This is a genomic window from Natranaeroarchaeum sulfidigenes (genome assembly GCF_017094485.1).
Taxonomy (GTDB): Archaea; Halobacteriota; Halobacteria; order Halobacteriales; family Natronoarchaeaceae; genus Natranaeroarchaeum; species Natranaeroarchaeum sulfidigenes.
Genome location: NZ_CP064786.1, coordinates 3015255 through 3041127, shown reverse-complemented (window position 1 = coordinate 3041127; position 25873 = coordinate 3015255). Strand labels below are relative to the sequence as shown.

General features: G+C 61.7%; 29 protein-coding genes. 12 read left to right on the top strand and 17 right to left on the bottom strand.

The features are described from left to right. The first annotated feature begins 697 nt into the window (after positions 1-697). The 3 genes from dipA to AArcS_RS15805 are packed head-to-tail and all read left to right on the top strand — an operon-like array spanning position 698 to position 2714. Entirely contained in the window at positions 698-1339 is a 642-nt protein-coding gene (gene dipA, locus AArcS_RS15815; RefSeq protein ID WP_238478382.1) for a divisome-positioning GTPase DipA, read from the top strand. Further along, the gene (gene dipB / locus AArcS_RS15810) at positions 1339-1728 is read left to right on the top strand and encodes a divisome-positioning protein B (RefSeq protein ID WP_238478381.1); all 390 of its coding nucleotides are present in this window, start codon (positions 1339-1341) and stop codon (positions 1726-1728) included. The genes dipA and dipB overlap by 1 nt, the downstream gene beginning before the upstream one ends. Next, complete coding sequence (locus tag AArcS_RS15805) at positions 1728-2714, top strand: OapC/ArvC family zinc-ribbon domain-containing protein (protein WP_238478380.1); 987 nt, start codon at positions 1728-1730, stop codon at positions 2712-2714. Before dipB ends, AArcS_RS15805 begins: the two co-directional genes overlap by 1 nt. Positions 2715-2765: 51 nt before the next feature. Here the strand turns inward: AArcS_RS15805 and AArcS_RS15800 are convergent, their stop codons facing one another. The 4 genes from AArcS_RS15800 to AArcS_RS15785 all read right to left on the bottom strand — a co-directional run bounded on the left by AArcS_RS15800 (position 2766) and on the right by AArcS_RS15785 (position 7107). Beyond that, positions 2766-4895 carry a heterodisulfide reductase-related iron-sulfur binding cluster gene (locus tag AArcS_RS15800; protein ID WP_238478379.1) on the bottom strand — a complete coding sequence of 710 codons (2130 nt, stop codon included), beginning with the start codon at positions 4893-4895 and terminating at the stop codon, positions 2766-2768. 173 nt (positions 4896-5068) lie between these two features. Further along, entirely contained in the window at positions 5069-5773 is a 705-nt protein-coding gene (locus AArcS_RS15795) for an energy-coupling factor transporter transmembrane component T family protein (protein ID WP_238480025.1), read from the bottom strand. A 10-nt stretch (positions 5774-5783) separates the two neighbouring features. Further along, positions 5784-6500, bottom strand: a complete 717-nt coding sequence (locus AArcS_RS15790) for an energy-coupling factor ABC transporter ATP-binding protein (RefSeq protein ID WP_238478378.1) — start codon at positions 6498-6500, stop codon at positions 5784-5786. A gap of 4 nt (positions 6501-6504) precedes the next feature. Further along, a complete protein-coding gene (locus AArcS_RS15785) occupies positions 6505-7107 on the bottom strand; it encodes a biotin transporter BioY (protein WP_238478377.1) in 603 nt (200 codons plus the stop codon). 98 nt (positions 7108-7205) lie between these two features. Between AArcS_RS15785 and AArcS_RS15780 the strand changes: the two genes are divergently transcribed. Both AArcS_RS15780 and AArcS_RS15775 read left to right on the top strand, forming a co-directional pair. After that, a complete protein-coding gene (locus AArcS_RS15780; RefSeq protein ID WP_238478376.1) occupies positions 7206-7808 on the top strand; it encodes a conditioned medium-induced protein 4 in 603 nt (200 codons plus the stop codon). A 116-nt stretch (positions 7809-7924) separates the two neighbouring features. Next, on the top strand, positions 7925-8590 hold the full coding sequence (locus AArcS_RS15775; RefSeq protein ID WP_238478375.1) for a CRISPR-associated protein Cas4: 666 nt from the start codon (positions 7925-7927) through the stop codon (positions 8588-8590). Between the two features lie 40 nt (positions 8591-8630). Here the strand turns inward: AArcS_RS15775 and AArcS_RS15770 are convergent, their stop codons facing one another. Together AArcS_RS15770 and AArcS_RS15765 are read right to left on the bottom strand one after the other, a co-directional pair. Beyond that, positions 8631-9212, bottom strand: a complete 582-nt coding sequence (locus tag AArcS_RS15770; protein WP_238478374.1) for an L-threonylcarbamoyladenylate synthase — start codon at positions 9210-9212, stop codon at positions 8631-8633. Between the two features lie 47 nt (positions 9213-9259). After that, positions 9260-9901: a DsbA family protein gene (locus AArcS_RS15765; RefSeq protein WP_238478373.1), complete on the bottom strand. Its 642-nt coding sequence runs from the start codon at positions 9899-9901 to the stop codon at positions 9260-9262. 120 nt (positions 9902-10021) lie between these two features. On the opposite strand from AArcS_RS15765, the gene glmM reads away from it, so the two are divergent. After that, positions 10022-11380, top strand: coding sequence for a phosphoglucosamine mutase (gene glmM, locus AArcS_RS15760; RefSeq protein WP_238478372.1), 1359 nt, complete (start codon positions 10022-10024; stop codon positions 11378-11380). A gap of 17 nt (positions 11381-11397) precedes the next feature. Here glmM and AArcS_RS15755 read toward each other — a convergent pair whose 3' ends face one another. The 4 genes from AArcS_RS15755 to AArcS_RS15740 form a co-directional block, all read right to left on the bottom strand. After that, entirely contained in the window at positions 11398-12534 is a 1137-nt protein-coding gene (locus AArcS_RS15755; RefSeq protein ID WP_238478371.1) for a DUF7118 family protein, read from the bottom strand. Between the two features lie 11 nt (positions 12535-12545). Next, on the bottom strand, positions 12546-12923 hold the full coding sequence (gene hisI, locus AArcS_RS15750; protein ID WP_238478370.1) for a phosphoribosyl-AMP cyclohydrolase: 378 nt from the start codon (positions 12921-12923) through the stop codon (positions 12546-12548). 75 nt (positions 12924-12998) lie between these two features. Continuing rightward, positions 12999-14048 carry an A24 family peptidase gene (locus tag AArcS_RS15745; RefSeq protein ID WP_238478369.1) on the bottom strand — a complete coding sequence of 350 codons (1050 nt, stop codon included), beginning with the start codon at positions 14046-14048 and terminating at the stop codon, positions 12999-13001. Between the two features lie 65 nt (positions 14049-14113). Further along, a complete protein-coding gene (locus tag AArcS_RS15740) occupies positions 14114-14476 on the bottom strand; it encodes a DUF7471 family protein (RefSeq protein WP_310736976.1) in 363 nt (120 codons plus the stop codon). Positions 14477-14599: 123 nt separating this feature from the next. On the opposite strand from AArcS_RS15740, the gene AArcS_RS15735 reads away from it, so the two are divergent. Then, the gene (locus AArcS_RS15735; RefSeq protein ID WP_238478368.1) at positions 14600-15145 is read left to right on the top strand and encodes a winged helix-turn-helix transcriptional regulator; all 546 of its coding nucleotides are present in this window, start codon (positions 14600-14602) and stop codon (positions 15143-15145) included. 133 nt (positions 15146-15278) lie between these two features. On the opposite strand, the gene fer is transcribed toward AArcS_RS15735, so the two are convergent. From fer to AArcS_RS15715, 4 genes are all read right to left on the bottom strand, one after another. Continuing rightward, positions 15279-15668 (bottom strand): ferredoxin Fer, encoded by a 390-nt coding sequence (fer, locus tag AArcS_RS15730; protein WP_238478367.1) that lies wholly within the window; start codon positions 15666-15668, stop codon positions 15279-15281. Positions 15669-15781: 113 nt separating this feature from the next. Then, the gene (locus AArcS_RS15725; RefSeq protein WP_238478366.1) at positions 15782-16957 is read right to left on the bottom strand and encodes an inorganic phosphate transporter; all 1176 of its coding nucleotides are present in this window, start codon (positions 16955-16957) and stop codon (positions 15782-15784) included. Between the two features lie 61 nt (positions 16958-17018). Beyond that, complete coding sequence (locus AArcS_RS15720; protein ID WP_238478365.1) at positions 17019-17447, bottom strand: universal stress protein; 429 nt, start codon at positions 17445-17447, stop codon at positions 17019-17021. Between the two features lie 38 nt (positions 17448-17485). Beyond that, a complete protein-coding gene (locus AArcS_RS15715) occupies positions 17486-18667 on the bottom strand; it encodes an inorganic phosphate transporter (protein WP_238478364.1) in 1182 nt (393 codons plus the stop codon). 130 nt (positions 18668-18797) lie between these two features. On the opposite strand from AArcS_RS15715, the gene hisA reads away from it, so the two are divergent. After that, complete coding sequence (gene hisA / locus AArcS_RS15710) at positions 18798-19526, top strand: 1-(5-phosphoribosyl)-5-[(5-phosphoribosylamino)methylideneamino]imidazole-4-carboxamide isomerase (protein ID WP_238478363.1); 729 nt, start codon at positions 18798-18800, stop codon at positions 19524-19526. A gap of 70 nt (positions 19527-19596) precedes the next feature. Then, on the top strand, positions 19597-20184 hold the full coding sequence (gene hisB, locus AArcS_RS15705) for an imidazoleglycerol-phosphate dehydratase HisB (RefSeq protein ID WP_238478362.1): 588 nt from the start codon (positions 19597-19599) through the stop codon (positions 20182-20184). Positions 20185-20189: 5 nt separating this feature from the next. On the opposite strand, the gene AArcS_RS15700 is transcribed toward hisB, so the two are convergent. After that, positions 20190-22889, bottom strand: a complete 2700-nt coding sequence (locus tag AArcS_RS15700; protein WP_238478361.1) for a PAS domain S-box protein — start codon at positions 22887-22889, stop codon at positions 20190-20192. 128 nt (positions 22890-23017) lie between these two features. Between AArcS_RS15700 and trpY the strand changes: the two genes are divergently transcribed. Genes trpY through AArcS_RS15685 form a run of 3 tightly spaced genes read left to right on the top strand, consistent with a single transcriptional unit; the run spans position 23018 to position 24698 of the window. Next, a complete protein-coding gene (gene trpY / locus AArcS_RS15695; RefSeq protein WP_238478360.1) occupies positions 23018-23521 on the top strand; it encodes a TrpY family transcription regulator in 504 nt (167 codons plus the stop codon). Positions 23522-23570: 49 nt separating this feature from the next. Continuing rightward, positions 23571-24095, top strand: coding sequence for a hypothetical protein (locus AArcS_RS15690; protein ID WP_238478359.1), 525 nt, complete (start codon positions 23571-23573; stop codon positions 24093-24095). Positions 24096-24098: 3 nt separating this feature from the next. Continuing rightward, positions 24099-24698: an IMPACT family protein gene (locus AArcS_RS15685; protein ID WP_238478358.1), complete on the top strand. Its 600-nt coding sequence runs from the start codon at positions 24099-24101 to the stop codon at positions 24696-24698. Between the two features lie 115 nt (positions 24699-24813). On the opposite strand, the gene AArcS_RS15680 is transcribed toward AArcS_RS15685, so the two are convergent. Together AArcS_RS15680 and upp are read right to left on the bottom strand one after the other, a co-directional pair. Continuing rightward, positions 24814-25011: a DUF7569 family protein gene (locus tag AArcS_RS15680; protein ID WP_238478357.1), complete on the bottom strand. Its 198-nt coding sequence runs from the start codon at positions 25009-25011 to the stop codon at positions 24814-24816. A gap of 55 nt (positions 25012-25066) precedes the next feature. Beyond that, entirely contained in the window at positions 25067-25741 is a 675-nt protein-coding gene (gene upp / locus AArcS_RS15675; RefSeq protein ID WP_238478356.1) for a uracil phosphoribosyltransferase, read from the bottom strand. Positions 25742-25873: the final 132 nt, after the last annotated feature.

Below are 25873 nucleotides of genomic sequence, written 5' to 3'. Positions count from 1 at the left end.
CAGGGAATCGAACCGATTCCACAACCCAGCAAGCACGGGAGAAGACTCCACTCGAAAGGAAGGGGTTCAGTGACACGGCGTCCGGACCCCCCCCCCACCCCTTCGTTTCAGGTGGAACCCGTTTATTAGGTGGGTGGGGTGAGAGATCAGGCGAAGTCTAGTGCTACGCAAAGTTTTATTACACACTGTGTTAAACAGTATCCGCACTGCAGTAGAAGGCGTATAGAACTGGAGTATTGTCTAGAGTATTTCTAGTACAGTCTAGAAGACAACGTCACACGGAGACATCTATCGCCAACTTACTCCCTCCCCCACCACGGGGGTGGGGTCTCTGAGGGGGGTTCCACTCGAAACGAAGGGGTGGGGGTGGTGGACAATACCACCAACAGCATCAACGACGTGCCGACTCCTGCAACGCGAGCTCACCGAGAACTCTCTACGTTCGTGTATCTTATACACTGAAGCCCGGCACCGCTTTTTCTCCACTAATATTGATCCTATAAATATTGATCCTATAAAATTCGGCTGTCCAACCGGTTTCTAACGCGTAATTTTCAACACATTAAAATTATGTAACTACAACTATGCTAATACTCGTCTGACCAAGGCTTAAGTATATACAGTGACGTTGTAGCGCCATACACCATAACCCACGCGTAAGCCCGCGACGAAAACGCATGGGTGCGGGGTGAACAACATGGGACTATTTACAGAACTCAGGGATAGCGTATCCCGCGTAACAGGCCGCCTCTTCTCCGAGGACGAACAGAAACGGATAGGTATCTATGGACCGCCGAACGCTGGCAAAACCACACTAGCCAATCGAATCGCACGGGACTGGACGGGCGATGCCATCGGCCCCGAAAGCCACGTTCCACACGAAACACGTCGAGCAAGACGCAAGGAAAACGTCGAGATAGAGCGTAACGGGAAGTCCGTATCGATCGATATCGTCGATACACCCGGCGTGACGACGAAGGTCGACTACGAGGAGTTCCTCGACTACGACATCGACGAGGACGACGCCGTCCGGCGCTCCCGTGAGGCAACCGAGGGGGTCGCCGAGGCGATGCACTGGCTGCGCGAGGACGTCGATGGCGTCATCTACGTTCTCGACTCCACGGAGGATCCGTTCACGCAGGTCAATACGATGCTCGTCGGGATTATCGAGAGCCAGAACCTCCCCGTACTGATCTTTGCGAACAAGATCGACCTCGAGGGATCGAACGTCCAGCAGATTGCGAACGCCTTCCCCCAACACGAGACGGTCGAACTCTCTGCGCTGGAAGGAGACAACATGGACGAAGTGTACGACAAAATCGCGGAGTACTTCGGATAATGCCAGAAGTAAAAGATCCCTCCGACGGCGTTCAGATCGACCTGATCAGCGGCGATCGGATGGACGGGATGACGGGCATGGAGAAGATCCGGATGATCCTCGATGGAGTCAGGGATGGCAATATCGTCATCCTCGAACAGGGGCTGACCCCCGACGAGGAGTCGAAACTGATCGAGGTGACGATGACCGAGATCACACCCGCCGACCCGGAGGACTTCAACGGGATCGAGATCGAGACGTATCCCCGCGGTGAGACGGATAGTGGGCTCTTCTCACGACTCATGGGGAAAGAGGAGACGTCGAAACTGACGGTAATCGGACCGGCGAATCAGATCGAGACGCTTCACAAGGACGAGACGCTCATCAGCGCTCTGGTCTCACGGAAATAATGCCACATCAGTGTACGAACTGTGGTCGGACGTTTCCGGACGGCTCCAAGGAGATGCTCTCTGGCTGTCCGGACTGTGGCGGCAACAAGTTCCAGTTCGAGCCTGCTGGTCGTTCTGATGAGTCTACTTCGAACATCCCGGACGACCACGAACCCCCGGATTCGTCATCAAGCGTTGCTAATACCGTATCACAGGCCACCCGAACGGTGCGTGACTGGGTGAGCAGTGACGAGTCGCCGACCTCTTCTGACCGAGCGGATAAAACAGGTACTCGTTCTAACGCTCCGGCGTCGAATACGTCCGAATCGTCTGATGCATCCGATCCTGAACCGGAACAGGCGGCCGATACCCGCCGCACCGACGCGCAACCCCCCACGTCGGCCAGTCGTGAAGCCGCTTCAAATACATCGACGGCGAACGATAGCCGCCCGGACCTCGGGCAAGAGAGTTCGACAGAATGGCCGGATCACGGCTTCGAAGATCCCTACAGGGACCGATCATCACCGGACCCCCCCGAATCAAAAGAGTGGCCGGATGTTGGCCAGCGACCCGACCACAATCAACCCGATAGATCCGATCGTGACGACGCGGCCGGCAAGACTCCCGTCGATACCGAAGACACGGCACAGGCGAGCGCGCGCTCGGATGTCGTCTCTCCTGATGAACTGCCCGACGATCCGCCCACACAGTCGGTCGAGGACAACCAGCAGCCTCAACACGACACCCCTGCCGGGCAGGGCGCGCCGGATGCGTCGGAGGGCAGAATCGCGGGCACCCCTGACAACGACAGCGACAACCCCGACCTCGAAGCACTTCGGGCCGAACTCAACCAGCAGTTCGAGAGCATCAAAATCGTCCGTCCGGGCGAGTACGAACTCAACCTGATGGAGCTGTACGACCGCGAGGAGTACATCGTCTCGCTGATGGAGGACGGCCGCTACGCGATCGAGGTACCCGATGCGTGGCGTGGGGACGAGGACCGGTAGTATCACCGTACACCAGGATTTTCGGCGTCCCGCGTCCGGATTTTGACTCTACTACGCTTCCACAGCCTCGATCAACAACTCTGCAAGGTCCACGATTTCTATATCCTCCTCGAAATCCCCCGTTTTCCGCCCGTCCTCGAACATCGTCGTACACATCGGGCAGGCGACGACAAACTTCTCGACCGCGTCACCGGCGTCGGTATCCTCTAACGCCTCCCGCAGCCGCTCCTCGCTCGGCTTCGGTTCCTCGTCGAACTCCATCCAGAGGCCCCCGCCCCCGCCGCCACAGCAGAATGAATCCTTGCGACTTCGGGGCATCTCGTAGAGATCCGCACCGGTGGCACGGATCAACTCTCGCGGCGCTTCGTACTCGTCGTTGTACCGACCGAGGTGACAGGGATCGTGGTAGGTAACAGTGTAGTCGAGTTCGTCGCCCGAAAGACCGAGCCGACCCGCCTCCACAAGTTCCTCAACGACCTGCGTCCAGTGTTTCACGTCGATTTCGCCATCCGAGTTCCACTGCTCGTCGTACTCGAAAGGCATCATCGGATCGTCGGCGAATTCCGCGAAATCCACCTCCGGATACTCGTTTTTGAACGTATTGTAGCTATGCGGATCGGTACAGACGATCTGCTCGAACTCGCAGTCCTCGAACGTCTCGACGTGATGTCCGGCCAGTTCGAGGTAGAGGAACTCCTCGCCGATCCGGCGGATGTCGTTACCATCGTACTTCTCGTCGTCGAAGAGGATCCCCCACTCGACGTCGGCTTCCTCAAAGATGCGGGCGAGTGATCTGGCGACTTTCTTGTTGCGCTCGTCGAAGCTCGGGTAATCGCCGACGTACCAGAGGTATTCGACGTCCTGCTCGCGCGCGTCCGTGGGATCGAACTCCAGGTCGTCGGCCCAGTCCGCACGATCACGCTGGGCTTCCCCGAACGTGTTGCCTTTCTGCATCACGTCCTGGAAGACGTCCTGCAAGTTCGAGTCGACCGCGCCCTCGTCGACGAGCTGACGGTTCATCCGGGTGAACGAGTTCAGATGCTCGATATCGACGGGACAGGCGTCCATACAGGCCATACAGGACATACACGACTCCATCGTCGAGCTGTCTATCACCGATGTCCCACCATCGGCGATAATCGGTTTCTCCCCCTCACCGCCATCACCCTCCAGGGATTCGCGGTACGCTTTCAGGTCGAGGATCACGTCGCGCGGATCGAGCGGTCGACCCGACGCCTTCGCCGGACAGACCGACGAACAGCGACCACACTTCGTGCAGGCGTCCTGGTCGAGAATCTCTTTCCAGCTGAAGTCCTCGATCGACTCGGCGTTGGTTGCATCGAGGTCGGCGGGGACGCCGGGAAGTCGTGTGCCCGCCTTCTCATCGCGGGTCACGACGTTTGCAAACGAGGAGAGCATATGGAACGGCTTTGTGTATGGGATTGCGGCGACGAAGGCAAGCGCGTGGATCGCGTGAAGCCACCAGACCACTGGATAGGCGGCCTGTGCCCCCTCGGGCGTCATCCCACCCGCACCGAGCACGACGGCGATGAAGTAGCCGACGAAGCTCACGGTCTCGTGACTGGGGAACCCACGTCCAAGAATACCGAGGGCCTCGAGCAGGAATCCACCGACCCCGAGGATAAAGAGCGTCCAGATGAACAGGTCGTCTTCGAGGCTCGTATGTTTCCCCCAGAGGCGAGCCTTTCGGACATCATACCGGCTGTACATCGCCATCCCGACGCCGACGACGAACAACAGTCCCATTGCGTCCATCATGAACTGGTAGGAGAGATAGAAGTCGCCGACCCAGAACGACTCGCCGGTCAGCGGGCGGTAGATATCCATGTCGATGGCGAGGATCGTCGTCCCCATCAGGAGCGTCAGGAATCCCCAGAGAATGAACGTGTGCATCACGCCGGCATACAGATCACGGTCGAACAGCGGTCGGTTCGATCCGACCAACTTTACTGCCGTAATAATCCGGCCGACAATGCCATCCAGTCTATCGAACCAGTCCTCGTCGCCGCGCGTGTACCGTTGTACACGACCGTACGCACCGTACAGGAAAATGATGATCGCGACGGCGGCGAGATAGTAGAAGATTACCTCGCCGACGAGGTCGATCTGGTAGAACGTCGGCCGGGTCGGTTCCCCACCGCTTTGCGCGATAAATGTCATGTATTATCACGCGCACACCGGACAGATAAATCTTCCCACGAACACCCGTCGTCCCGCTCTCGTCAATGGGTAATCTACAACTAATTCCTAGTTTATTCTCGTCGGAGTATCGGGGAGAACCACTCAACCAGGTGGTGACAAAAATAATCCGGCGGTGACAACAAAACCCAGCCTCAGAGCAGCGGTGATAACAAAAGTACACCACTCACCGCAACTACTGGGACGTCCAGCCGGGTTGCCGAAAGCGGCGGCAGGGTCGGGTTCCACGAGAAACATCGGGCCTGCATCGCGAGTGCCAGCCGATTTGCTCGCCGGAACGTCCGCGAGACGCCATGCACGCCGATCAGTTCGGCACGCCGCCGCAGACTCGCGTTCTCGCCACCGCGCGCGGCGATGGCGTCGCGGATGTTGCGCAGATCCGACTGTAACACCGGCAGGAATCGGAAGATCAGTGAGACGCCGATCCCGAGAACGACGCCCGGGCGTCCGGGCACCGCCCACTGGATTGCCGCCCGTGACTCTCTCGGTGCGGTCGTCACCACGTATGCGGTACTGACCAGTAGTATCAGGACGACCCGATAGCTCGCGAGGGCAGTCACGAGGCCGTCCCCGATGTCGACCCACGGCGGGCCGAGGGTGGCGGCGGCCAGCAGCGGTGCAAACGCCAGCAGTACGAGTGGCAGCCGGATCGACCACAGTGCCCGAAGCGGCGACACGCGGGCGGTAACCAGAACGGCAAGCGCCAGAACGGTCAGTACGACCATCCCCGACATGGTAGTGTGGGCGAACGCAGCGACGGCAAACGCGATCTGAAAGCCGAGCTTCGCACGCGGGTCCAGCCGGTGAGCGAGCGTCGTGCCCGGTGCGTAGGTCAACATCGTCGAGGACTCACCGCCTGTTTGACCCCGCTGGTATCCGAACACCGATGCCGTCGAGCGCTGCCTCCACCGAGTCAGGGGTGGTATCGACCGCGACCCGACCATCGACCAGCGCGATCACACGGTCGGCGAGGTCGAGAACGTCCCGCAAGTCGTGGGTGACCACGACGATGCCGGTTCCGCTCTCACCCAGCGCCGCTAGCTTCTCCAGTACGGACTGGCGCGCTGGCTCGTCGAGGCCGGTAAAGGGTTCGTCGAGCACCAGATGGTCGGGCTCCATTGCGAGCGCACCCGCGATGGCAACCCGCTCCTGTTCGCCACCGGAGAGCTGGTCGATCCGTTCGTCACCTCGACCAGTCATTCCGACCGCATCGAGCGCCTCGCTCACCCGGCGATCGATCTCGTCGCGATCTAGCCCGAGGTTCTCCGGGCCGAATGCGACGTCTGTCCCGACCGTCGTGGCCACGAACTGGTCGCGGGGCGACTGAAACACCATCCCGACGTGCTGGCGGGCACCGAGCAAATCGTCTTCGACGGGCGTTCCGTCCACTGTTACCTCACCCTGGTCCGGCGTCAACAGTCCGTTGAACTGACGAACCAGCGTCGTCTTCCCGGAACCGTTCGCCCCCGCCAGCACGACGAACTCGCCGTCGCCGATCCGGAGCGAAACCCGGTCGAGTACCCGAACGTCCCCGTACTCGAAGACGAGATCAGTAGTTTCTATCATTTACTTACTGCCCGACGCCCTGTGGCGGCCAGTCAAGGACGTGCCCGCTCCGGGCGATCGCGACCGCGGCGGCGATTTTGGCAGCCTCACCGGGGAAGAAGACGACGGCACCGCCGATTACGGCTTCGGCAAGGCTCAACTCCAGCACGATCATCAGCCCAGCGATTCCCATTGGGTAGATAATCGCCAGCCCGGCGATTAGTCCCAGAACCAGCCGTGGGACGCTAACATCGGCCGGTGAGTGGAGCCCGCTATCCCCGTACAGTACGTAGCCGATCGCAACGACGGCAACCGGGAACGAGAACAGGTAGCCTGCAGAATCGGAGAAGAGGTGGCCGATCCCTGCCTGTCCGTGTGCGAACACCGGTGCCCCGACTGCTCCGGCGACGAGATACAACACCATCGAGAGCCCGCCCCACTTCGCCCCGAGGAACAGTCCCACGAGGAAGACGCCGAGGATCTGCAGGGTGATCGGTGCAGGCGACCAGGGATACGGCAGCGCCAGATACGCCAGCACGCCAGTCAACGCCGCCATCAGTGCTGCACCGGCGATGCCAACGACGGTTTCGCCGTCGACGAGCTTAACCCGTTGCCCAGTATCGTTCATGTCCGAGCGGTTGTCGTCAACCGCCTTGAATATATTGGTTTACAAAACTCCAGCCGAACAAGCTTTTATACCTTCTCCTGTTGATACACTGCGTACTGATGGACGAGAAGACCGAAGAGCTCCGTGATATCTTCATCGACGTGACCGACGAGGAGACCGTCACGGAGTCACAGGAAGACACCCGCGGATCGATCACCGATGTCGATAACGAGGCCGTCCGTGAACGTATCGAAGCCGTCATCGAGAGCATGCAGGAGCGCTACGAGTTCGAGACGGACCTCTCCGACGAGCAGTACTGCGAGATCGTCGACGGCTTCTACGCCGACGAGTCGGACGCCAAAATCGCACGCGACATCGACGAATCGCGTACAACTGTGGTTCGCGCTCGACTCGATCTCCATCTGATCCACGAGCGCGATCTGGATGCGCCGTTCGACCTCGACGAATTCCGCCGCCACCTCACCGACGATCCGGCGACGGCGGACCTCGCTGAGGAGTTCGATGTCAGTGAATCCACAGTCCGACGGTATCGTCGAATCATCGCCGCACAGAACGAATCCCGGCATGCCAACGATCGGTACCGGGATGAATTTGACAGTATAATCGGCGAGGCCGATCTCTCGACACACATGACCGGTGACGTTCAGGAAGACGGCCTTGACGATGCCACGGAGGGAATGGAAACAGACGTCTCGTTCTAACGTCCCGCGGTCTTCTCGTATCGACCCCTGAACTCCGCGCCTCCAGTACCCGCCGCTGCAGATCAATACACCACGACAGTCCGACAGTTTATATTTGATTACGAGCCACCGCCGGTATGGCTCTGCACGCCTTCAGTGACCTCCGCTCTGCTGCGTTCTGCCCGCGACAGCTCTATTATGCCTGGCGGGAGGAGGACCGTTCGCCGCCGCCCGACGTGGAGCGTCGCCGCGCTCTCGCGTATCGCTACGACGAGCTGATCGGGGCCGACGATGGGACACTATCCGACCTCCCCATCGACATCTCGCCCCTCACCTTTCGCCGAAACCTCCAGCGAACCCGCGAGCGGATCGACCGCTTCGACGATCTCGTCGATCCTCCTTGCCGGGACGTCCTGCTGACCGGGCGGGAGTCCCGTGGGGTCGTCCACAAGTGCCTTGAGGACCCGCCAGTCCCCTCCCTCGTCGCCACGGGAACGCCACCGGAACAGGGTGTCTGGGAGCCACAGTCGGTCCACGCCGTCGCGGCCGCCAAAGCCCTCGCGTGGGAACGGGAACGCCCGGTCGAGCGCGCGTACGTCGAGTATCCGACACACGGCATCGTCCGATCGGTTTCGATCGACGGTCGCCGGAGGGCACAGTATCGTGATACGATCCGAACAGTTGAATCACTGGGTACTCCACCGCCCCGCTTGCAGAACGATACGAAGTGTTCCGCCTGCGAGTACAGCGAGCAGTGCGGCGTCGAGACGCGCACGCTCCGGTCGCTACTGGGATTCGGATAATACCAGAGAATCGTGCTCAGGCGGGATACGGGCGTCCGACTCAGTGCTCGGCCAGCCAATCCTCGATCTCGTCGCCCAGCGCGCCGCGGCGATGGATCTCTCCGCCTTCGACGTCGACGACAGTGCTTTCGACGCCACCCGTCTTCCCCCCGTCGAGGACGACGCTCGCGGCCTCGATGATCTCCGTGTCGACTTCCGAGACGCGGCAGGCGCTCGGTCGACCGCTCACGTTCGCGCTCGTCGCGGTGATCGGCCCGGTTCGCTCCAGTAGGGCCAGTGCCAGATCGTGATCCGGCACTCGAACGCCGACACGATCACTCCCTGCAGTGAGTACGTCCGGAACCATCTCACGACGCTCGCACAGGACCGTGACCGGACCGGGAAGAAACTCGTGCATGAACGCCCGTTCGCGCTCTGTCGCATCCACGTACTCCGCAACGGTGTCGACGTCCGGGACGCCCAGTGAGACCGGATTCGAGCGCTCGCGGCCTTTCGTTTCGAACACTCGCTCGACGGCGTTTGCATCCAGTGCGTCTGCAGCCAGGCCGTACACCGTCTCTGTGGGGTAGACGACGAGGTCCCCGTCCCGGATCGCCGTTGCTGCGCGGTCGAGATCGGTCATCAGCGTTCCTTGGATGGTCCGTCGAAAAAACGTACCGCCTCGCCGAGCTACTCGGCGGATTCGATGGTGCTTGCGATTTCCTGGTAGAAGTCCTCGCCTTGCTGCGGCGTCAGCAGTTCGTCGTTGACCACAACTGTCGGTGTCGAGCTAACCCCACGATCCTGCCCTGCGTCACTACTTGCTTCGATCACTGGCAGGTAGGTCAGGTCTTCCGCGGCGTCACGGATGGCATCACCGTCGGCACCGACTTCCTCGGCGACCGATTCAACGGTATCGAACGAGTACTCGTCCTGGTACGGATAGATCGCTTCTGCGAACGCGAAGAACGCCTCGTCGTCTTCGGTATCCTGCACCGCTCTGGCAGCGCTCGGGATCTGATACGACCAGGTTTCGTTAACCACCGGCAGATCATGGTGTTCGTATCTGATCCGGTCGGACTCGATGAATTCCGTTTTGATCTCCGGATAGACGGACAGTTTATACGTCTGGCAGCCAGGACAACTGAAGTCCTCGTAGACTGCTACTGTTACGTCCGAGTCCGGATCACCCTGTACCGGCGTCGGTAACTCGTCGACTGTTTCCCCATCCGCAGCCGGGCCGTCCTCCTCGCCCAGACAGCCCGCAACTGCACCGGCGACTCCTGTCGCTGTCAGTGCCATAAACCGTCGCCTCGACTGTTTCGTGCTCATATCCGGTGATTAGTAACCTGCGTTCATCAACCATTCGGGTTCAGGGGCACGCAACGCTGACGCTGTATCGCTATCGCGGTGCGGAACGGCTTTGAGTATTGCCCACGCACGTCCGGATGTATGGAAGTATTCGGGTCGAGCGGAACGCGGGGGATCGTCAACGAGTCGTTGACGCCTTCGTTTGCGATGGAGGTCGCACAGGCCGCCGGATCGGTCTGGGACGATGACCGGGTCGGAATTGCCCGCGATACACGGGTTACCGGCGAGATGATCGCCGACGCGGTCGCCAGCGGACTGGCAAGTGTCGGGACCGATATCGACCGACTCGGCGTCACGCCCACACCGGCGGCACAGGCCTACGCCGAGCGAGCCGGTATCCCGGTCGTCATCGTCACCGCGTCGCACAACCCGCCGGAGTTCAATGGTATCAAACTCGTCGGCTCCGACGGTGTTGGCCTCTCGGTCGACGAACTCGAACGTATCGAGGAGGTGTTCTTGGCGGACGCCTCGGACACGAGGGCATGGAACGAGGTCGGACGATCTAGACGTGTCGAGACCGCAAACGACGACTATCTCGACGAACTGCTCGATGTCGTCGATGTCGACCGGATCGCCGGGGCCAATCTAACTGTGGCGCTCGACCCTGGGCATGGTGCAGCCTCCCTCACGAGCCCCCAGTTCTTCCGTGCGCTCGGGTGTGACGTCGTGACAGTCAACGCCCAGCCAGATGGGCATTTCCCGGGCCGTGATGCCGAACCGATCCCCGAGAACCTCGACGATCTCGGGCGGCTGGTTCAGGCGACCGACGCCGACCTGGGGATTGCCCACGACGGCGATGGCGACCGCGCCGTCTTCTTCGACGAGACCGGCGAGTACATGGAGGGGGACGCCACGCTGGCCGCGCTCGTCGCTGCGGAGCTCGACCCGGGTGAGACGACGGTCTCCGCAGTTAACGTCTCCCAGCGGCTCGTCGATGCGGTCTCTGCGGCCGACGCCGAACTCGAACTGACGCCGATCGGCAGTACATATATTGTCAGCCGGATCCGCGAACTCCAGAAACAGGGCATCTCCGTTCCGATCGCGGGAGAGGGTAATGGTGGGCTCTTTTTCCCGCGATATCGGCTCGCCCGTGACGGCGCGTTCACCGCCGCGCGGTTTCTCGAACTCGTCGCCAGCCGCAACGCCAGCGAGATCGTCGCGCCGTATTCGGGCTATCACAACATCCGCGTCAACCTCACGTACGAGGACAGAACTGAGCGGGACGCGATGCTCGACGCCGCAGCCGAGTGGGCCAGAGATGTGGACGTCGAGCTTTCGACGCAGGACGGCATCAGACTCGATTACGGGGACGCATGGGTTCTCACCAGGCCAAGCGGAACGGAACCGTTAATCCGACTGTATGCGGAAGCAGGCAGCGAGCAACGAGCACAGGAGCTGGTCGACCACGTCCGGGAGGCCCTCGAACGCGGGCGGCAGTAAGGGATCGTCGGTCCGGATCAGCTCTCCGGTAGTGCGTCGAGTCGCTCCTGCAATGTCTCTTTTTCCGTCCGGAGCTGTTCGAGCTCTCGCTTGATTTCCCCCGATGCGAGTTGCTCACGGGTCCGCTCGTCGAGTTCGTGGACCGCGATCGCTGCGTTGCGCAGGCGCTCGAACTCCGCCTCCTCCCGCGTCAGTCGCTGAACCTCGCGGAGCGCAGCGATCGTCGACTCGGATGCGAACCGTCCGACAACACGGCGCAACTCGTCGACTCGCCAGCGAACGGTCCTGGCTGCCTCAGGCGGCCACGCCAGCGTCAACGGCTCGGCTTCGAGTCGATCCAGGTAGGTTCGCTGTGTGGCAATCTTCCGCTTGAGGGCGTCGGCATCGTCGGCGTAGTGGACGAGTTTAGAGTGTGAGTACTCGGCGTACTCCAGCAGCGTCGGTACCGATTCGATCCCGTCGGGACTGTTTCTGACATACTCCAGCAACTCCTCGGGCGGGCGCGGCAGCGGAACGAGCGGGAACTGCTTCGTTCGCTCGATAAACTCCAGGAACTCGCGGGCACTCGTCTCGCTTCGGTACTCCCGGAACGCCTCACGAACACCTTTGTTGTACTGCTCGATCGGCTCGCGGAGACGCTCGATCGGCGCGTCCAGATCCGCCTCCCCCAGTTCCAGTGTTCGCTCAACCTCTACGATCTCCTCCTCGATCTCCTCGATCCGATCGATTGCATCGAGACGTGCCTCGTGATACTCCTCTTTGGCTTCGTCCCGGTTCTCGAGCAACTCCACGAGATCGGCGACGCCGTCCAGCCGTTCCCGTGCACGGGTAAAATCTCCCTCGTTGAGCCGCCGCTTGTCGACGATATCGAGGGAGTCCTCGAATACGTCCCGACGCGGAAGCCACTCCGGAAGGCCCTCGACGAACGTGGAGTACTGCCCCCGGAACTGGACGTAGGAACCGAAGTCACCGGTACCGGTCGCGTCGTCGGCGTACCGATCGAGGATTCGATGGGCCTGATTGTACGCCTCGACTGCGCGTTCGACTTCCTGTTCTCCGATGTGGTCTAGCTCCTCGCTGACCTGGTTCAGCTCCTCGTATGCATCGTGGAGGGCTGTAATCGACTCGAATTCGTCGGTAGTGTCCTGGCTCATCTGTTCACCGGTCACTCGTAGACGCTCTCGGGATCGAACACCTTTTCGCCGATGATCTCGCCGTCGATGGTTCGGTGAAAACAGGAGTCAAAACCGGTGTGACACGCTCCACCCTCCTGTTCGATCCGGTAGACGATGGCGTCGCCATCGCAATCGACGAGGATCTCTTCGACGTGCTGGACGTGGCCACTCGACGCGCCTTTCTCCCAGAGTTCGTCGCGACTCCGCGAGTAGTAGTGTGCGCGGTCGGTCTCGCGGGTCCGATCGACGGCCTCGCGGGTTGCATAGGCGAGCATCAGGATCTCGCCGGTGTCGGCGTCCTGTGCCACCGCCGGGATCAGCCCGTCGTCGCCGAAATCCAGCTCGACGTCCGCACGTGTCTCGCTCATACCCGGGAGAAAGCGGCTCCCGGAAGTAGGCTTTTTGGTCGGCGGGACGTCGCCTGTGGGGTTCTCCGCTACCGGCTACACGAGTCCGAGCAGCTCCAGCACCCGGAAGAGTAGATCACCGTACACCAGTGCGACGAGAAGCCCGAGGAAGATGGGGACGATGAACGGAACGCCGGGCGACACCCATACCTGTTCGCGCTCGACCAGCGTGTCCAGCCCGTCGCGGAGCTTTCCGGGTGTGGTCCCGTACGCCGATCCCTCGATGCTGTCGAGGAATGCGGCCGCACCCCACGGGTCGTCGTAGGTCGTCGATTCTGCGTCCTCATCATCGGCAGCCCCCTCGGTCTCCGTAATCCGCTCGGCAGCTGCCGATTCGCCGGCAACAGGAACGGCTTCTCCATCCGCGGTTACCGCCCCATCGGTCGGCGGGTTTGGCTCCTCGGGGAGCGTTTCGGGATCCCGATACCGATCGGGATCCTCGCGCAGGTCCGCGAGCGTCAGTCCGCGCCAGCGCAGGTACATCCGCAAGACGTCGAGATCGAGCCCACTCCGGGTGAACCCCTCCTGGTTTTCCATCACCCGACCGTGAGCGGTCGACAGATCGGACCAGTGGCGGACTCGCCCGACGAGCATCGCCGGAGCGAATCGCCCCCGTACGGCGTTGTACGCGGCCAGGGCAACTGGGAACGCGACCGCGACGAGCACGGCGTTGGTGAGGATGGTAAACGAGAAGACGCCTACATCGGTCTGGACCGCCGGATAGACGCTCGTTTCGACGTAGTAGGTGGGAAAGGCCGGAAACAGGATCGCAATCGTCATCAGCGCCTTTGCGTCGGCCCCGCCGAACCCACCCATCCACCAGAACGCGTAGGACAGTGGGACGACGATACCGAGGCTGATCGCCGTGGTGACGAGGAACAACTGCCAGTCGTAGCCGCCGATTCCGACCGCGTGCCAGCCGTCCCAGACCAGCAACAACAGGCCGAGCGCGGCAAGCGGGAGCCACGTGACGTTCGGGACCCGTCGCGTCCGAATGTCGCGCCACGCGGCCCACGCGAACACGGGAACGGCGACGAGCCGCAGGAGATCGGTCGTCCCGGCAAAGACCGGACCGAGTTCGAGCATGTCCCGAACGGTGTGGGGCACCGAGTTATAAATTCCGGCTCCTGCTGCTCGGCCACTCCTGTGCGTCACCCGTCCCCACTCGGACCGCTCCGATAGACTGCGTAGAGAATAAGGATCGCAATCAGGAAGTCGAAGCCGTGTTCGACGAGGTGGTGTGCTGTCATCGGGACGATGCCGAGGACCGTGCCCAGCCCGACGACCGAGCGTGCGACGAGCAGACCGAGCACGACCGTGATGAGCAGATACCTCGGCGTCCCCCGACGCGAATAGGCGACGACACCTGCGAGAAAGAGCGCAGTCGTCCCTAACACTGCGAGAATAATGACGCCGACGAGCACCGGCGCGAGCTGTGGATCCACCCACGTGTCCCCTAACGATGCTGTCGCGGCAAGCCGGACCCACGATGCGGACCAACACCCTGAAACCATCTTTTTCTCTAGCTACCTCGCCACCCCGGTATGCTCTTCGGTCACTGTTCCCAGCCGCTGGGAAGAAACGAAACACCTTGTATTGGTGGGTCATTAAGAACGGTCGAATACCCTCGACAACAGATGACCCAGACACGACCCACGATCCGGGCGCACGTCCACGACGACGCCGGGGTCCATTTCAACGAACTCGTCCGCGATTCCGAGTACGCCCCTGGACAGGTTCAGTACCACATCCGGCGACTGATCGACGCTGGCGAGGTGGTTCGTGGCGAGTTCTATGGCCGAACACACTACTATCCGCCGTCGTATGACGAGTGGGAGCGAGGTGCGCTTGCACTCTTTCGCCGCGAGACGGCCAGATCGATCGTCATCCACTTGATCGAACACGAACCTGCGGCCCCGGCCGATGTCGCCGAGGCGCTGGGTATCGCCCGCAGTACGCTCGAACATCACGTCGGACATCTCGTCGAGCAAGATGTCGTCGAGAAGCACTACGACGAGCACAACCGGGTAACGCTGACACTGTCGAATCCTGGACGGACTGCGACGATGCTCTCGGACGTGACCCCGCGCGTTTCGGACCGGTTCGTCGACCGGTTCACCCGTCTCGTCGACGACCTACTGGAGCGCGCTACTGAAGAGTCGATCGACACCCAGGAGTGCTAAGCAGACCGAGTGTCTCCGGATCGATCTCGACGTCTTTCATGAAAGACAGGTACTTTTTCACGCCGCGGTACCGTGTGCAGAGATCAGATCGTCAGTCTGCAAAAATGGAGTCCGTTCGGCCGCCTGTCCCGGTTTAGATGACGCGGTTCTGCAGGTAATCGAGGTGTTTCGCGTTGTAGACGATCTTGACCTCGTCGGCGTCGGGACTACCGATGCAGGTCAGCCGGACGCCCTTCTCTTCGACTTCCTCGTCGCTGAGGATCTGCTGCATATCCATGTCGATGTCGCCCTCGTAGACGATGGCTGCGCAGTTCGCACAGGCACCGGCACGGCACGAGAAGGGCCAGTCGTAGCCCTGCGCCTCGGCTGCTTCGAGGATATACTCCCCTTCGTTAACTTCGAGGGAGCCGTAGTCCTCTTCGTCGAGACCAGCGTCGGCGGCCTGCTCGAAGAGGTCGTCGTCGTCCATGTCCCAGCCCTGATCGTCCAGCACTTCGTAATTGAGGTATTCTACAGTGGGCATCAACCTGATGTTCGCGGTCCTAACGGTTAGAAGTTATTGTTTTCCTCCGCTGTCTGAACGTCCGGAATTGGCGGCAAAGAAGCCTTTAACACCCTACATTCGATCCAGGGATTTTAAAAACCAAACACCGGGACGAACTGGAAGACGAGGTACGCGCCGATCGTCGATATTGCGGGAACGAGATTCTGCAGCAGGATCACTCGACCGGTGGTGGCTGGATCGAACAGATCGCCCGCGCTCGGAATGTCTTCGGGCTCTTCTTCGCCGATATCGGGCAGTTCTTCTCCCTCCTCATCCGCCGACAGCGCGCCAACGGAGACGGTCGCCTCTTTTTCGCCGCGCATTCCTTCCCGGACACCGACTGTCCGGGTTGCCCGTCCCCAGCCGAGGCCCACAATACCCATCGTCGCGATGACGACGAAGCTAGCAGGAATTCCAAGAGCCGATAGCGCCACGACGATGAAGGAACTGACAGTAGCGATGACGATCGCGGCGGTCAGTGGCAGGTGTGTAATATCGTTGCCAAGCGTTTCCATCGTGCGACGACCGATCGTAAACGCACCGATCCCGACGGCGACGCTCCCGATAATAATCCCTGCGTTCATCTCAAGATCACCGCTGCCGACCAGCGGTGCGATCGCGTTGGCGATGTTACTCGTCCCGGAGCTAAATGCCATCAGACAGCCGATCAGAATGACTATTATCGCCCCAACTAGTTCGCGCCGGGTCGCTTCGTCGCTGATTCCCACCCGCGGTATCCGCCCCGAGGTGTCGATGATAAATAGCTCGTTGTCGCTACGCTGGATGTTGATCCACGCGTTGATACGGGGGTAAAAGTACCGGCCGATCACGCCACAGACCCAGAAGCCGATCAACGGTGCGACCAGCCACCAGGTCACGATCTCGCCGAGCTGTGCCCAGTTCAGCGTCCCGCTCGCGTAGCCCAGCCCGCCGATCGCCCCGACGGTCGTCATCGACGTCGACGCGGGTACACCAAAGAAGTTCCCGATGAACAGCGCGAACCCGATAAAGAACAGCACGGTAATACTGGTTTCGAGGGTGAACACGCCCGGATCGATCAACCCCTCGCTCAGCGTGTCGACGACCTCGCGACCGATCGTGAACGCGCCGACGAAGAAGAATACGGACATAAAGGCCGCTGCCGCCGTCTTGGTAATGACGTCGGCACCGACTGCCGGTCCGAACGCCGGGCCGGTCGTCGCGCCACCGATGTTGTAGCCGACGAAGATCGCTACGATGAGTCCGATCAGTAGTAGCGGTTCGATCACGAATAGATAGAGAGTAACTGTTGACTTAATGCGTTGGATATCGACACGATCCACCGATAGTTCATCTGACCAGTACCACGGGAACCGTCGCCCGCTTTGACACCGTCTCGGCGATGTTCCCGACGAGGAACCGATGTGATACGCGGCTCCAGTCCGAGCCGTGCGCACCGAGCACGATCGTATCGTAGTTCTCGGCCCGATCGAGGATGTTCCGGGCGGGGTGACCGACTCCGACGACCGTGTCGATGTCGCGGTCCCGATCGGCGGCAATCCCCCTGGCCCGCTCGAAAACAGGTTCCGAGCGCTCCCCAGCGGCGGATTCGAGATTGTCTTCGAGTGACAGCGCCGTCGCCTCCCCCATCATCATCGACGGTACGCCAACGACGTGGAGCACGGTGATTTCGGCGTCGGGATAGTTATCGAACGCGTATTCGAGTGCGTCCTCTGCGTGCTCGGAGTCATCCATCGGAACGAGAACTCGTGAAACCATATGACGGAGTACGATGCCCATCTACCTAAGCGTCCGGATCACACGACTCCCGGGAAAAGCACAAAGAAACCATATGCCAGCCCGGTCGACATCGTCGGGCCGATGATCCACATCGAGATGTACTTGATAATCGCCCGGGGGTTGAACAGATTCTCGGCGTTGAGGACCTCGCTCGGTTCGGGTTCACCGATCGGTGCGGCTTCGTTGCTGTCTGTTGTCTCCGCGGTGATGGCACCGGTGACGATCTCGTGGCCGTTCGCATCGCGGGTCACTGCTTCACGGACGGTGATCGGTCGAGTTGCACGCCCCCAGCCGATACCGACGATCGTCATGACTGTCGACATCACGAGACTGATCGGGATCCCGATCCAGGAAAGCAATGTCGTGATCGTCGAGGCGGTCACCATCACGAACAATGCGGCAAGGAGTGGGATGTCGCTTAGCTCGCTTCCGACCGATTCCATCGTCCGTCGGGCGATCGTGAACCCTCCGAGACCGATCGCCAGTGTGGCGAGGATAATCGCGGTGTTTTCGGGGAGCCCGCCCGCAGCACTCACGAGTGGCGCAGCAGCGTTCGGAACGTTGCTCGCCCCCGCGCTAAATGCCATGTAACAGCCGATGACGAACACGATCGTCGTACTCACGACTTCCGACCACGTCGTGTTCGGCCCGAACGACGGCTTCGGCACACCCGAGGCCCGATCGATGACGAAAAGTGGCCCGTCGGTCTTTTTGATCTCCACACGTCGGTTGACTTCCGGATAAACGTATCGCCCGATGACGCCGCCGATCCAGAACCCGATGATCGGCGTCACGAACCACCACGAGATGATCTCGGCGATCATCGGATAGTTGAGCGTATCCGTCGCGAGACCCAGTCCGGCGATCGCGCCGACGGTCGTCATCGAGGTCGGGACGGGGACGCCAAAGACGTTCGCGACGAGAATCCCGAGGCCGATGAAAAAGAGGATTGCGACCCCGCCTGCGAGCGGAATGCCTCCCTCTAGGGTAATGATCCCCTCGCTCAGCGTCCCCATGACGTTTCGGCCGACTGTCCAGCCGCCGAGGAAGACAAATACCGTCATAAGCGCTGCGGCGGTCGTTTTCGTCACGACGCCAGCCCCGACCGGCGGTCCCCACGCGATGCCTGTCGAGGAGCCGCCGATGTTGAAGCCGACGAAGATCGACGCGACGACGCCGATAGCGAGCAGCGTTTCCATTGGGCAACAGTACGACAAATCCGATAAAATAAGTGACGTACTCGTCTCGACAGCTCCCTCCCTCGCCGCCCTGACGCCAGCGCCCGACCGGTTCGGTGGGTTTAGGCGCTCCCCGGTCTACCCCCCACGTATGAGTGCATTCCCCGAGTTCGAGATCGTGCCCGCGGTCGATCTGCAAGACGGTGAGGTCGTCCAGCTGGTACAGGGCGAGCGCGGTACTGAGAAACGCTACGGCGATCCGGTCGAGGCTGCCGAACGCTGGATCGATCAGGGCGCGGCGACGCTCCACCTCGTCGATCTGGACGGCGCGTTCGAGGGCGAGCGCGCGAACGCCGACGCTGTCGAGCGGATCGTCGAGGCCACGGACGTCTCGCTTCAGCTGGGCGGCGGGATCCGCACCGCTGCGGACGCCGCGGACTTACTCGAACGCGGCCTCGACCGGGTCATTATGGGCACTGCGGCGGTGAACGATCCCGATCTCGTCGCCGAGATCAGCGCGGAGTATCCCGAAAGCGTCGTCGTGAGCCTCGACGCGAAAGACGGCGAGGTCGTCGTCGAGGGGTGGACCGAGGGAACGGGGATCGATCCGGCGGAGGCCGCCACACGCTACGAGGAACTCGGTGCGGGCGCAATCCTCTTTACCGACGTCGATGTCGAGGGACAACTCGACGGCGTCCAGACCGATCCCGTCCGGCGGGTCGTCGAGGCGGTCGATATTCCAGTCATCGCCAGCGGCGGCGTCGCATCGATCGACGATATCCGTGATCTGCGCGCAGCGGGCGCGAGCGCGGTGGTCGTCGGGAGCGCGCTGTACGAGGGCGAGTTCACGCTCGAAGAGGCGCGGGCGGCGCTGCGGTAACGATACATCTGCTGCGCTCGCCACGACGCGAGACGCAGGAACCATAGTGCTCGGGTGCGTTGACGCCGATATGACCGACCGCGCCGCGGCAGTCTCCCGCGAGACCGCAGAGACCGATATCGACGTCACCGTCGAAATCGACGGGGACGGCGACGCCGCCGTCGACACCGGGATCGGCTTCTTCGACCACATGCTTGAATCGTTCGCCAAACACGGCCTGTTCGACCTCACGGTCGAGTGTGACGGCGATCTGGAGATCGACGACCACCACACGGTCGAGGACGTCGCGATCGTGCTGGGCGACGCCTTCGCGGAGGCGCTGGGCGACAAGCGCGGGATCGTCCGCTATGCTGACCGGAAGGTTCCCCTCGACGAGGCTGTCGCCGGTGTCGTCGTCGACGTGAGTGGCCGCCCCCTCTTCCGGTTCGACGGCGAGTTCTCACAGGCCGCAGTGGGTGGGATGACCAGCCACATGGCCAAACACTTCCTGCGCTCGCTGGCGATGAACGCCGGGCTCACCCTCCACGCGGAGGTCACGGGCGAGAACGCCCACCACGAAATCGAGGCGCTGTTCAAGGCCACGGCCCGCGCGCTCGACGACGCGACGCGGATCGACGAGCGACGAAGCGACACGCCGAGCACGAAAGGAGAGCTATAGCGGAACTACACATCAGATCGGGACTCGCCCGCACTCTCGCCGGAATCGAGCAGCGCAGTCTGCCGGTGTGGGACGGTCAGTGTGACGATACTCCCTCCATCCGGACGCTCGCCGAACTCCACCTCGCCGCCGACGGTCTGTGCCACCCAGACAACTAGCCACAGTCCGAGCCCGCTCCCGTGGCTGAGTGGCGTGATCTCCTGTTCGCCCGAGAGCACCGAGCGTTCCGTCTTCGGGATGCCCGTCCCGTCGTCTTCGACGCTGATCCGGAGGCGACCCTCCTCGTCGACCGCGGTCCTGAGCGTCACGGAGACCGGGCCGTCGTTGTGCTCGATCGCATTCTCGACGAGGTTATCGACGGCAATCCGTACACGACGATCGATCTCGAACGGCTCTTCGTGTCCGAACTCCGTGGTTATTGACAGCCCGTCGTACCCTTCGCCGTACTCACGGACGAGCCCGTCGAACAGCGACCGCGCTTGCTCGGCGTACACTTCCGTCTCGGGATCCAGAACTCGCTCGGTCTGTCTGGCCTTGTCCCCGAGATCGACGAGCGACCGGGCCTGTGAGACTAGCTCGTTCGCCTGCTCGACGCTTTCCGGATCGTCACTGTCGGCCGCGAGATGTTCGGCCAGCCCGATGACGACGTTGAGATCGTTCCGGAGATTGTGCCTGAGGATCCGGTTGAGAACCTGTAGCTGTTGTTCGTGGCGCTTTTGCTCGCTGATGTCGGTGTAGATACCGAAGCCCCACACGCCCTCCTCGCCAGTGTCGTAGGGGAGGCCACGAAAGAGGAACTCTCGGGGGCCATCGACTGTGAGTCGGCGAAGCTCCGCACGCTGTACGTTCCCCTCGATCGCTTCCTCGTCAAGCTCAGTCGCAGCCGTTTGCTGGCCCGGTAGAAGGATCAGCTCATTGAGCGAGCGCCCCTCGATGGCAGACTGCTCGTGGCCGAAGACATCGGTGAAGGCGCTGTTTGTCGACCGAACGATCGGCTCGCCGTCGGTGAACTCGACCTCGACGACTGGATCCGGTATATACTCGAAGAGGTACTGGAAGCGATCGCGCTGGTCCGCTAGCTCCTCTCTGGTGTCGGCTAATTCGGAGATATCCCGCACCGCACAGAGCGTCTGGTAGCCCCCTGCCTCGGTTTCGAGGACCGAAAACTCCAGCTCGACCGGTAGTACACCCCCGTCGGCGTCGATGATCTCAGTTTCCCATCGGCGCGTGGATCCGTGCGGCTCGTCGACCAGCTCCCGGCCGAGTTCGTAGCTCTCCTCGATGGTCGTGTCACCGGTGACAGCCGAGACGTGTGTGCCGATGAGCTCGTCGCGGTCGTAACCGAGCTTCTCCGCGAGCGATGGGGTCACGAGTGCGAACTCGTCGTTCTCGTCGAGCACGGCGATCATATCACTGACGTTCTCGAACACCCGCTCGTAGCGTTCGAGCTCCTGCTCGCGTTCTTTGCGCTCGGTAACGTCCTCGAAATAGACGGAGAGCCCGGTGTCGCCCGGATACGCACGAACCTGAAACCAGATCCCCAGCGGGGGGAAGTACTCCTCGAAATCGACCGGCTCCTGTGTCTCCATCGCGCGGTGATAGCGCTCGTAGAACGCCCGTGTAATCGCCTCGGGGAACTCCTCCCAGACGTTCCGTCCGATCAGTTCCTCGGCCTCGCGCTGCAGCAGCGATTCCGCGCGGGCGTTGAGATACGTGAACTGCCACTCGTCGTCGATCCCGAAAAAGCCGTCGTCGACACGCTCGAAGACCTCCCTGAGCTCGGAGTCTACGGTGTCACGCTCTTGCTCCCGCCGCTCGCGTTCGAGCTCGCGGCTGACCCAGGTCGCCAGCAGTTCGATGAAGGTCACTTCCCATTCGTCGAAGCCCGAGCGAGGCTCCCGATCAAACAGACAGAGGGTACCGTACGGCTCGCCGTCGACGACGACGGGCGTCCCCACGTAACACTCGATACCGAACTCCTCGGCAACCGGTCGCTCGGACAGATCGTATGGTGCATCGGCCAACTGGCCGAACTGGAGCGCGGCTTTGCCGGCGATCGTCCGCTCACAGAACGTCGCCGAGAGCGGTAGCGTCTCGCCTGCCTCGACGGCTCCGTCGAACCCCTGAACGTGTTCGATCGTGTACTCGCCGTTCTCGATTCGCGATAGTACGGCTCCACCCGTCTCGAATACGTCCATTGCGAGTGAGAGCAAATCGTCGATGGTCTCCGCTACCGACTCGTTCGGGGCAACTGTCGAGTACAGTCGTTCGAGCGCATCCTCTCGGGTTGCTATGGCGTCGGGGACGGTGTCCGCGTTCGTGTTCCCGGACACGACGGCACGCGCACGGTCAAGGAGCGTTTGCTCGTCCAGCGCTGCTTCGTACACGTACTCCGTGATCCCAACCTGACTGGCTCTGGCTGCGACTTCAGCGTCCGGCTGGGCAGTGTAGTAAACGATCGGGAGCTCCGGCCAGCGTTCGGTCACAGCACCCAGGACGTCGAGTCCCGTGCCGCCTGGGAGGTCGTGCTCGACTACTAGCACGTCGGGGCGGCGTGACTCGACTGCGCTCAGGGTTTGATCTACTGTGCCGACGGCGCGGACGGCGTGGGGATCACGCTGGTGAGTCTCTGTGACTGGTGGGTCCGTGGTCCCCACGTCGTCCTGGTGTCGTCCGACGTGGACCACATCGATCGTGGGTCCCATTGGCTGCTCAATACCGAGGTCCTCTGCTAACATAAATCTCATTGAAACATGTAGTCCAGTCGCACGCTCCGCCTGGCCGGTGGGCGACACATTCTATAAATACGGGCCGACCGTTCGCCCGGACAAGGATGTTCGACGAGATCATGGAAAAGTTCGAGGGCAGCCCGTCACAGCAGGCGGTCATCCGCCTGTTGCTGGAACGCGGCTTCTCCGTCAACGACGAGGGGCGGGTCGTCTCGGGCGGGATCGAGATCCCGAACACCGGCATTGCACGCGAGATCGATGTCGACCGGCGAGTAGTTGACTCGACGACCGACGCGATCCTCGACGACGAGGAGCTCACCCGCATCTTCCAGAATATCTCACAGGTCCCCAGCCTGATGGATCTCGCTCCCGTCCTCGATCTCACCGTCCTGTCGATCGAGGTTACTGACGCCGAACAGGAGGGAATCGTCGCAAGGGTCACGGGACTGCTCGCCGAGGAGGGCGTCTCGATCCGTCAGACGATCAGCGAGGATCCCGAATTCACCGATGAACCGCGCCTCTACATCGTCACCGATCAGGAGTTGCCGGGATCGCTGATCAACGAGCTATCCGATCTCTCCTTTGTCCGCTCGATCGAACTGAAGTGAGCGTCCGAGAAACCGACGGCCTATTGACGATCCCGAGACGAGTACGCATATGGACGACAGCGTACGGGGAACACTCGAGTTCGCTGCGGTACAGCTAGCAGCGGTCGTCGCCGGACTCCACCTGTACTGGGCCATTCCTCGGCTCATTACGGCGGCCCAGACCGACCAGCCGATCTACTGGGATCCCCGTCCACTGCTGTTTATCGTGTCCGGCGTTGCGATCATCGTTGCGCTTCTACTGGTCCGTCAGCAGCTCCTTTCACGGCTTCGCGCATACGTTCTCGGAATCGGTTTGATGCTGACCTACATCCTCGGGTGGGCCTACTGGCACCTCGGCGGCCACATGGCCGTGCTCCCGTGGGTCGAGGATACCCACGGCCACAGCCACGAGGGTAACCCGATCGTGATTCTCGCCGAGCACCTGGTGGGCTCTCCCATCGATGGCATCTCCAAGACTGCCGAGACCCTGTTACTCCTCACTCTCGTCCTCCTTGTGTACGCCGAGTACGCCCACAGTTCGGACGACGCCCCTTCCGTATCGTCAACCGATTCGTCAGACCCAGAGGACGGCTGATCGATGTCGGACGACGCCTATCTAACCGTCGCCGAGCGCGCCAGCGCGGCCTTCGAGGTACTGGGATCCGAGTTTATCGGCCATATCGCCCCGGTCGAGACGACCGGACAGGCAGAGGAATTCGTCGCGGCGATCGGGACCGAGTACGACGACGCGACGCACAACGTCCCTGCCTATCGAGTCCGGGCCGATCCGTTCCGCGAGTGGTCGAGCGACGACGGAGAACCGGCAGGGTCGGCGGGCAAGCCCGCTCTGAACGTGCTCCAGCAGGAAGCTGTAGAGAACGTCGCCGTCGTCGTGACGCGGTACTACGGCGGAACTAACCTCGGCGTCGGTGGACTCGCACGGGCGTACTCCCGTGCCGTCAAGGAAGCGCTCGACGAGGCTGGCGTCGTCGAGGAGCGCCCGCACGAGCGTGTCTCGGTTACCGTCGAGTACGATGACTCCGGGACGGTTCGGAGTGTCCTCGACAGCGCCAGCGTCGAGTTCGAGGCAGACTACGGGGAACGCGTTGCCTTCGACGTTCGCGTCCCAGTCGAGGATGCTGCTGGACTTCGTGATCGGCTTCGGAGCGCGACCAGCGGACGAGCCCATATCGAATAGCTCCGTTTCGTTAGCGGCGATCGGCAGTGCTACAGGTTCTCCCTCTCTCGGTTTCGATCCGAAGTGAAGGGGTTGGTGTTGTGGGTCTGTGGTGGTCAGCTGGGGGCGGTAGTGGTCAGTCGACAATAATCTCGTCGTCGGAGAGCGGGTCGTCGTCAGTTTCCATCTCCGCGCGGTAGCGACCGATCCAGTCGGCAAAACAGGGCGGGCAGAGCCGCTGGGTATCGACCTGCGATCGGTCGACTGTGAGTCGGACTGTCCGCGCGAGCGGATCGGAGACTGGTTCGCTACAGGAGTCACACGGAGCTGACATCTACTCGGATGTGAGTGCCTCTCCCACAAAATTCTAGTGGTCGTCTCTCCCTACCTCACTGCGTACGGAACGCCCGATCCCCGGCGTCGCCGAGGCCGGGAACGATGAAGCCGTCATCGTCGAGATGGTCGTCGATGGCGACGGTCAGCAGGTCGACCTCGTCGAACTCCTCGCCGACGCGCAGGAGGCCATCCGGGGCGCTCACAGCCGAGAGGACGATAAAGCGCTCGGGCTCGGGGGCATTCTCGAGGACGTGATCCAGCACAGTACACATCGTCGAACCGGTCGCGAGCATCGGGTCGGCGACGATGACGGTGTCATCCTCTGTGATCTCGGGTAGTTTCACGTAGTCGACGGTGATCGGGAACGAGCCGTCTTCCTTGCGGGCGCTCTCGTCCCGACTTGCGCTGATGACGCCCTGTCGCGCCCGCGGGAACGCCTTCAGGAGTCCCTCGACAAAAGGCGTCGCCGCGCGCAAAACGTTAATTATGACGACGTCGTCGAGTCCTTTCACGCGCTCGCCCATCGTCTCTTCGAGGGGCGTATCGATCGAGACGTACTCGGTCTCCATTCGACCGTCGATGATCTCGTACCCACAGATTCGGCCGAGTTTGACGAGCCCCTTCCGGAAGGCGACCTGCTCGGTTTCTACATCCCGAAGTCTGGAGAGCGTGTCCTTCGCGAGCGCGTGCGTGACGACGTGTGCTTCATCCCGGTCTTCGATGGTCATGCTCGCCAATCGAGCGTCCGACGAGTATAAGCTATCGATCCTCGCGTACCGCGCGAGCGTTCCGGCCCGCATACTGGGGGTGTGTGCGCCCGAACTACCGGAAACGCCATCGCTGATCACCGCGGCTTTGTG